2 protein-coding genes are annotated in these 793 nt (G+C 43.0%); one reads left to right on the top strand and one right to left on the bottom strand.

The window, feature by feature from the left end:
* Window positions 1–284: flagellar brake domain-containing protein (locus tag R7Q48_RS26410; RefSeq protein WP_318133161.1), on the bottom strand; the 284-nt coding region annotated here is incomplete at its 3' end.
* A 150-nt stretch (window positions 285–434) separates the two neighbouring features.
* On the opposite strand from R7Q48_RS26410, the gene R7Q48_RS26405 reads away from it, so the two are divergent.
* Window positions 435–710: a GNAT family N-acetyltransferase gene (locus tag R7Q48_RS26405; protein WP_005462904.1), complete on the top strand. Its 276-nt coding sequence runs from the start codon at window positions 435–437 to the stop codon at window positions 708–710.
* Window positions 711–793: the final 83 nt, after the last annotated feature.

The following is a 793-nucleotide window of genomic DNA, read 5'->3' as shown; positions in this document are numbered from 1 at the left end:
GAATACGCTTTTACGTTTATCCAAAAGCCTTCTTGAAAATAGAATTTCAAATCTTCATCGGAAATATTCGGAACTTCGATCAATGCCGTATTGTTAGAGTGGCAGCCGACAAACGTACTGGTGGTGATGAACTTCGTTCCAACAGGCGTGGTCACATTGAGAGTGACTTCACTACCGTGCTCGACCATCGCCATTGCATCGGTGCTGTTTAATGTGGTGGCCTGACGTTCTGGTGCTCTCTTACTCTGCAGAGGTAGATTGCCGTCTCTGGCACTGGTTATCATATTTCTCATTCTTATTGTCGTACCTGATTTGAGAAGAGGTGACTGCTATGAAATTTAGCACTAAACGACTGGGTGTCTTTGCGTGGTAATGATTTTATTCAGTGATATAGTTTGATTCAATAAATCCGTAACAAAATTAGAGAAGAAGATATGCATAAAGTGATTCACGACACTGAAAGTGGCCTCTTTTGGGTTGATTTAGAGCAAGACTTCAAAGCAAAAGTGGTCTACGAGTTGAAAAATGATGTGATGCACATAACATCGACGGTCGTACCAGAAGAGCTGCGCGGCAAAGGTTATGGCAAAGTAATGATGGAAGCGGTACTCCCAGAAATTGAAGCTCTGGGTTATAAAATCGAACCGGTTTGCCCGTATGTGGCGCATTACATCAACCGTAACCAAGCTTGGTCGCATCTTCTTGCTTGAGTATGAATGACCACCACCTTTTGTATCAAAATATCAGCCAGGATCTTTATCTCGGTGCATTGCTGTCGAGCGAAGTAATCCAG

Source organism: Vibrio sp. 378, assembly GCF_033339435.1.
The sequence above is the reverse complement of the archived record's forward strand: the minus strand, read 5'-3'. Positions and strand labels throughout refer to the sequence as shown.

Bases quoted from the DNA above. Each gene is read 5' to 3' on its own strand.
- R7Q48_RS26405 (WP_005462904.1), top strand. From the start codon at position 435: ATGCATAAAGTGATTCACGACACTGAAAGTGGCCTCTTTTGGGTTGAT.